Annotated in this window: 3 protein-coding genes; all 3 read left to right on the top strand. The window is 71.4% G+C overall.

The window, feature by feature from the left end; translation table 11 throughout:
- Positions 1–73, top strand: a 73-nt coding sequence (locus H5J30_RS37705) for a DUF6912 family protein (protein ID WP_445194938.1), incomplete at its 5' end; no start/stop codon positions are given.
- A 46-nt stretch (positions 74–119) separates the two neighbouring features.
- Entirely contained in the window at positions 120–773 is a 654-nt protein-coding gene (locus H5J30_RS13400; RefSeq protein WP_181787658.1) for an HAD family hydrolase, read from the top strand.
- A 552-nt stretch (positions 774–1325) separates the two neighbouring features.
- Positions 1326–6320, top strand: coding sequence for an NAD-glutamate dehydrogenase (locus tag H5J30_RS13395; protein WP_181787657.1), 4995 nt, complete (start codon positions 1326–1328; stop codon positions 6318–6320).
- Positions 6321–6681: the final 361 nt, after the last annotated feature.

Genomic DNA, 6681 nt, shown 5'->3' with positions numbered 1-6681 from the left:
CACCGTCGACGGCGCCGAGGACCACGAACTGCTCTGGTACGGCGTACAGGAGATCGGGAACCTCGTCGGCTGACGAAAATCCCGGGCCGGTTGTCACACCGGCCGGTTACCTTTCTGGGGTGCGCACACACCTCGTCTGGGACTGGAACGGGACGCTCTTCCACGACATCCAGGCGGTGATCGAGGCGACGAACGCCTCCTTCACCGAGCTGGGCCTGCCGCCGATCACGCTGGAGCGCTATCGCGAGCTGTACTGCGTCCCGGTGCCGCGGTTCTACGAGCGGCTGATGGGCCGGCTGCCGACCGCCGAGGAGTGGGAGGTCATGGACGAGGCGTTCCACCGGCACTACTGGGTGCGGGCCGAGGAGGCCGCCCTCGCCGAGGGCGCGAGGGAGCTGCTGGCGCAACGGCGGGAGGCGGGGCAGACGCAGTCGCTGTGCTCCCTCGCGCCGCACGAGCAACTGCTGCCGATGGTGCACTCGCACGGCATCGCGGACCACTTCGTCCGGATCGACGGCCGCACCGGCCCGTCCGACGGCGGCAAGGCGACGCACATGGTGCGCCACCTCGGCGCGCTGCAGGGCATAGACCCGTCCCGTACGGTCGTCATCGGCGACGCGGTGGACGACGCCACGGCCGCACGGCACGCGGGCGTACGGGCCGTGCTGTACACCGGCGGTTCGCACAGCCGGGCGAGCCTGGAGGCGGCGGGCGTCCCGGTGGTGGACAGCCTGGCGGAGGCGGTCGCGGCGGCGGACGAACTGGCGGCGTAGCACCGGGGCGAACCGGCGGCGCGGGAGTGGCCGGGAGGCCCGTCCGGCGCCCCCGGCCCGTACACCCCCCGAGGTGACGTTCGCCACCTTGCGGATCGCCTTCCCCAACCGGGTCATACGGAAGGCTTTAGTCCAGGTGAAGGACGCTCCGCAGGGTGGAAAAGCTGTGCAGAACGTCAAAGAACCGGGGCTGTGTTTGTACACATTCGGCCGTGGACGCCGCCTGCCCCCTAGGGGATAGCCTGGTGGGCGTGATCAGCCCGATATCTCATTGGGGCGACGGAGGTGGGGCCCGCGGGGCCCCCACCGCGCTCGCCCCGGCGTCGGTCGGCGCCGGGGACCCCGCCCGGGGGACGGCTGATCGGCGAAACCGGTGCCGCCGCCCGATGATGGCCGGAAGCGGACCGGTGCGCTTCCCGTTCCGGCACGATGCCGCACATGGCCCGGAGGCATCCGGGCCGCGGTGCCGTGCCCGCTCGTCAGCAGGGCCGGGGAGGACTCCCCGCCCACAAGAACCGTCACGCAACGGCGCGCGACAGGAGCCTGAGGACCATGCAGATCAAGCTGGCTGAAGCCAAGAACGAGCTGCTCGCGCGCGCGGCGCGGGCGGACGGGACGGGTGAGGGGGGATTGGCCCCCGAAACCCTCGACGCGTACCTCCAGCGCTACTACCTGCATACCGCGCCCGAGGACCTGCTCGGCCGCGACCCGGTCGACGTCTTCGGCGCCGCGCTCTCGCACTACCGCCTGGCCCAGAACCGTCCGCAGGGCACCGCCAACGTGCGCGTGCACACGCCCACGGTCGAGGAGAACGGCTGGACGTCCAGTCACAGCGTGGTTGAGGTAGTAACTGACGATATGCCCTTTTTGGTGGATTCCGTCACCAACGAGCTGTCCCGCCAGGGCCGCGGCATCCACCTCGTGATCCACCCGCAGATCGTCGTCCGCCGGGACGTCACCGGCCGGCTGCTGGAAGTACTGGACGCCGGCCGCGACCCGAACGCCTCGCCGCCGTACGCCCGCGGCCTCGAAGACCTGCCGCACGACGCCGTCATCGAGTCCTGGATCCACGTCGAGATCGACCGCGAGTCCGACCGCCAGGACCTCAAGCAGATCACCGCCGACCTGCTGCGGGTGCTGTCCGACGCCCGCGAGGCCGTCGAGGACTGGCAGAAGATGCGCGACTCCGCCCTGCGCATCGCCGACGACCTCGACGAGGAGCCGCTGCCGGACGACATGCCCACGCAGGAGGTGGAGGAGGCCCGGGAGCTGCTGCGCTGGCTCGCCGCCGACCACTTCACCTTCCTCGGGTACCGCGAGTACCGGCTGACGGTCAACAGCGACGGCGAGGAGCTGACCGCCGTCCCCGGCACCGGCCTGGGCATCCTGCGCGCCGACCCGTCGCACGCCGCGTACGGCAAGGACGACGGCAGCCCGCAGCCCGCCTCCGAGTCCTTCCACCGGCTGCCCGCCGACGTCCGCGCCAAGGCCCGCGAGCACCGCATGCTGGTGCTCACCAAGGCCAACAGCCGCGCCACCGTGCACCGCCCGGCCTACCTCGACTACGTCGGCGTCAAGAAGTTCGACGCCGAGGGCAACGTCATCGGGGAGCGGCGCTTCCTCGGCCTGTTCTCCTCCGCCGCGTACACCGAGTCGGTGCGCCGCGTGCCCGTCGTCCGCCGCAAGGTCGCCGAGGTCCTCAGCCGCGCCGGCTTCACGCCCAACAGCCACGACGGCCGCGACCTGCTGCAGATCCTGGAGACGTACCCGCGCGACGAGCTGTTCCAGATCCCCGTCGCGGAGCTGCAGTCCATCGTCATCAGCGTGCTGTACCTCCAGGAGCGCCGCCGGCTGCGGCTCTTCCTCCGGCAGGAGGAGTACGGGCGCTACTATTCGGCGCTCGTCTACCTGCCGCGCGACCGCTACACCACGTCCGTGCGGCTGCGGCTCGTCGAGATCCTCAAGGAGGAGCTGGGCGGCACCGCCGTCGACTTCACCGCCTGGAACACCGAGTCGGTCCTGTCCCGGCTGCACTTCGTCGTCCGCGTCGACCCCGGCACCGGGCTGCGCGAGCTGACCGAGACCGACGTCCACCGCATCGAGAACCGCCTCGCCGACGCCTCCCGCTCCTGGAACGACGGCTTCACCGAGGCGCTGGTCGCCGAGTTCGGCGAGGAGCGCGCCGCCGAGCTGGCCCACCGCTACGCCGGCGCCTTCCCCGAGGGCTACAAGGAGGACTTCGCGCCCCGCGCCGCCGTCTCCGACCTCCAGCACTTCGAGAAGCTCAGCGAGCGGAGCGGCGCCGACAAGTTCGCCCTCAGCCTGTACGAGCCGGTGGGCGCCGCGCCCAACGAGCGCCGGCTGAAGGTGTACGGGGCAGGCGCGCCGTTCTCGCTGACCCGGGTGCTGCCCGTGCTGCACAACCTCGGCGTCGAGGTCACCGAGGAGCGGCCGTACGTGCTGCGCTGCAACGGCGGCGGCACGGACTCCTGGGTCTCCGACTTCGGGCTGCAGTTCCCGCCGTCGCAGAACGGCGGCGGCCTGGAGGTCGGCGAGGACGCGCGCGAGCGCTTCCAGGAGACGTTCGCCGCGGTGTGGAACGGCGAGGCGGAGGACGACGGGCTCAACGCGCTGGTGCCCGTCGCCGGGCTGACGTGGCGGCAGGCGATGGTGCTGCGCGCGTACGCCCGCTATCTGCGCCAGGCCGGCTCGAAGTTCAGCCCGGCGTACATGGAGGACACCCTCCGCACCAACGTGCACACCACCCGGCTGCTCGTCAGCCTCTTCGAGGCGCGCATGGCGCCGGAGCGGCAGCACGCCGGCCGCGAGCTGACGGACGGCATCCTGGAGGAGCTGAACGGCGCGCTGGACCAGGTGGCCTCCCTGGACGAGGACCGCATCCTGCGCTCGTTCCTCACCGCCATCCAGGCCACGCTGCGCACCAACTACTTCCAGCACGACGGCGACGGCAGCTGGCACTCGTACCTGTCGCTGAAGCTCGACCCGCAGGCCATCCCCGGACTGCCCGAGCCGCGCCCGGAGTACGAGATCTGGGTGTACTCGCCGCGCGTCGAGGGCGTGCACCTGCGCTTCGGCAAGGTCGCGCGCGGCGGGCTGCGCTGGTCCGACCGGCGCGAGGACTTCCGCACCGAGATCCTGGGCCTGGTCAAGGCGCAGGAGGTGAAGAACACCGTCATCGTCCCCGCCGGCGCCAAGGGCGGCTTCGTCGGCAAGCGGCTGCCGGACCCGTCGGCGGACCGCGACGCCTGGCTGGCCGAGGGCATCGCCTGCTACAAGACGTTCATCTACGGCCTGCTCGACATCACCGACAACCTCGTCGGCGGCGAGGTCGTGCACCCCAGGAACGTCGTACGGCACGACGAGGACGACACGTACCTGGTGGTCGCCGCCGACAAGGGCACCGCGACCTTCTCCGACATCGCCAACGAGGTCGCCGTCTCGTACGACTTCTGGCTGGGCGACGCGTTCGCCTCCGGCGGCTCCGCCGGATACGACCACAAGGGCATGGGCATCACCGCCCGCGGCGCGTGGGAGTCGGTCAAGCGGCACTTCCGCGAGCTGGGCGTGGACTGCCAGACGGAGGACTTCACCGCCGTCGGCATCGGCGACATGTCGGGTGACGTCTTCGGCAACGGGATGCTGCTCAGCGAGCACACCCGGCTGATCGCCGCCTTCGACCACCGGCACATCATCGTCGACCCCGACCCGGACCCGGCCGTCTCCTACGCCGAGCGCCGCCGGCTCTTCGAGCTGCCGCGCTCCTCCTGGGAGGACTACGACACCGCCAAACTCTCCGAGGGCGGCGGGGTGTTCTCGCGCAAGGCGAAGGCGATCCCGGTGAACGCCAGGATGCGCCGGGCGCTCGGCATCGGCGACGGCGCCGCGAAGATGACGCCCGCCGAGCTGATGAAGGCGATCCTCCAGGCGCCGGTCGACCTGTTGTGGAACGGCGGCATCGGTACGTATGTGAAGTCCTCGGCGGAGGCGCAGGCCGACGCCGGCGACCGGGCGAACGACGCGATCCGGGTGGACGGCGTCGACGTACGGGCGCGGATCGTCGGCGAGGGCGGCAACCTGGGGCTGACGCAACTCGGCCGGATCGAGTTCGCGCGCTTCGGCGGTCCCGACAGTCACGGCGGCAAGATCAATACCGACGCGATCGACAACAGCGCCGGTGTGGACACGTCCGACCACGAAGTGAACATCAAGATCCTGCTCAACCAGCTCATCGGCGACGGCGACATGACCGTCAAGCAGCGCAACCGGCTGCTGGGCGAGATGACCGACGAGGTCGCCGCGCTGGTGCTGCGCAACAACTACGCGCAGAACACCGCCCTGGCCAACGCCGTCGCGCAGGCTCCCAGCCTGCTCCAGGCCCACCACCGGTACATGCGCAAGCTGAGCAAGGAGGGTGCGCTCGACCGGGAGCTGGAGTTCCTGCCCGGCGAGAAGCAGATGCGCGAGCGCCTCGCCGCGGGCCTGGGCCTGACCCAGCCCGAGCTGGCGGTGCTCCTCGGCTACACGAAGATCACCACGGCCGAGGAGCTGGTCGCCACCGGGCTGCCCGACGACCCGTACCTGGAGCGGCTGCTGTTCGCGTACTTCCCGCAGCCGCTGCGCGAGCGCTTCCCCGACCAGATCCGCGCGCACGCGCTGCGCCGCGAGATCGTCACCACGGTGCTGGTCAACGACACCGTCAACACCGGCGGTACGACGTTCGTGCACCGGCTGAAGGAGGAGACCGGCGCGTCGAGCGAGGAGATCGTACGGGCGCACACCGCGGCCCGCGCGATCTTCCACCTCGGCGACTTCTGGGACGAGGTCGAGACCCTCGACAACGTCATCGCGGCCGACGTCCAGACCCGCATCCGGCTGCACTCCCGCCGGCTCGTCGAGCGCGCCACCCGCTGGCTGCTCAACAACCGGCCGCAGCCGCTCCAGCTGGGCGAGACGATCGACTTCTTCAGCGAGCGCATCGGGCAGGTCTGGGCAGCGCTGCCGAAGCTGCTGCGCGGTACGGACCTGGAGTGGTACGAGCGCAACCAGAACGAGCTGACCGACAACGGCGTCCCGGCCGAGCTGGCGCAGCGGGTCGCGACGTTCTCGGCGGCGTTCCCGACGCTGGACATCGTCGCGGTCGCCGACCGCACGGGGCACGAGCCACTGGACGTCGCGGAGGTGTACTACGACCTCGGCGACCGGCTGTACATCAGCAAGCTGATGGACCGCATCGTGGAGCTGCCGCGGGCCGACCGCTGGCAGTCCATGGCCCGCGCGGCGATCCGCGAGGACCTGTACGCGGCGCACGCGCTGCTCACCGCGGCGGTGCTGTCGGCGGAGCCGGACCAGGAGGGCGACACGGTCACGCCGGAGCTGCGGTTCAAGACCTGGGAGGAGAAGAACGCCGCGATCCTCGGGCGGGCGCGCGCCACGCTGGAGGAGATCCAGGGCTCGGAGTCGTTCGACCTGGCGAACCTGTCGGTGGCGATGCGGACGATGCGCACCCTGCTGCGGACGAACCGGTAGGGAGCGCGGTGGTGTCGGTGCGGCGCGGGGGCGCGTAGGCGGTTGCGCGGGCGTGCGGGCGGCTCGCGGGCCGCCCGCACGCGGCGTGCGGCCGGCATGCGGCTGGCGTGTGGTCAGTGAGCCGGCGAGGTGGGCGACGCGGGGCGTTGCTCGAAGTCCGGGGCGGGCGAATGACGTAGTTTGTCCCGCATGGGGCAGACAGCCACGGACCAGCGACCGCCGCGCGTCGGCCCCGGTACGGCGTCCGTCGTCGCCGCGTACCGCCGCGCGCTCCCCCGCGCCGTCCGCCGCCACCTCGCCGTACTGGCCGCCCCGCACCACGCCGACCGGCTCCGCGCCGCGCTCAAGGCCCGCCGCGAGC

This window comes from Streptomyces phytophilus (assembly GCF_013870535.1).
GTDB lineage: Bacteria > Actinomycetota > Actinomycetes > Streptomycetales > Streptomycetaceae > Streptomyces > Streptomyces phytophilus.
The sequence above is the reverse complement of the archived record's forward strand: the minus strand, read 5'-3'. Positions and strand labels throughout refer to the sequence as shown.

Coding starts and splice junctions, on each gene's coding strand:
- H5J30_RS13395 (WP_181787657.1), top strand. CDS start 1,326: ATGCAGATCAAGCTGGCTGAAGCCAAGAACGAGCTGCTCGCGCGCGCG.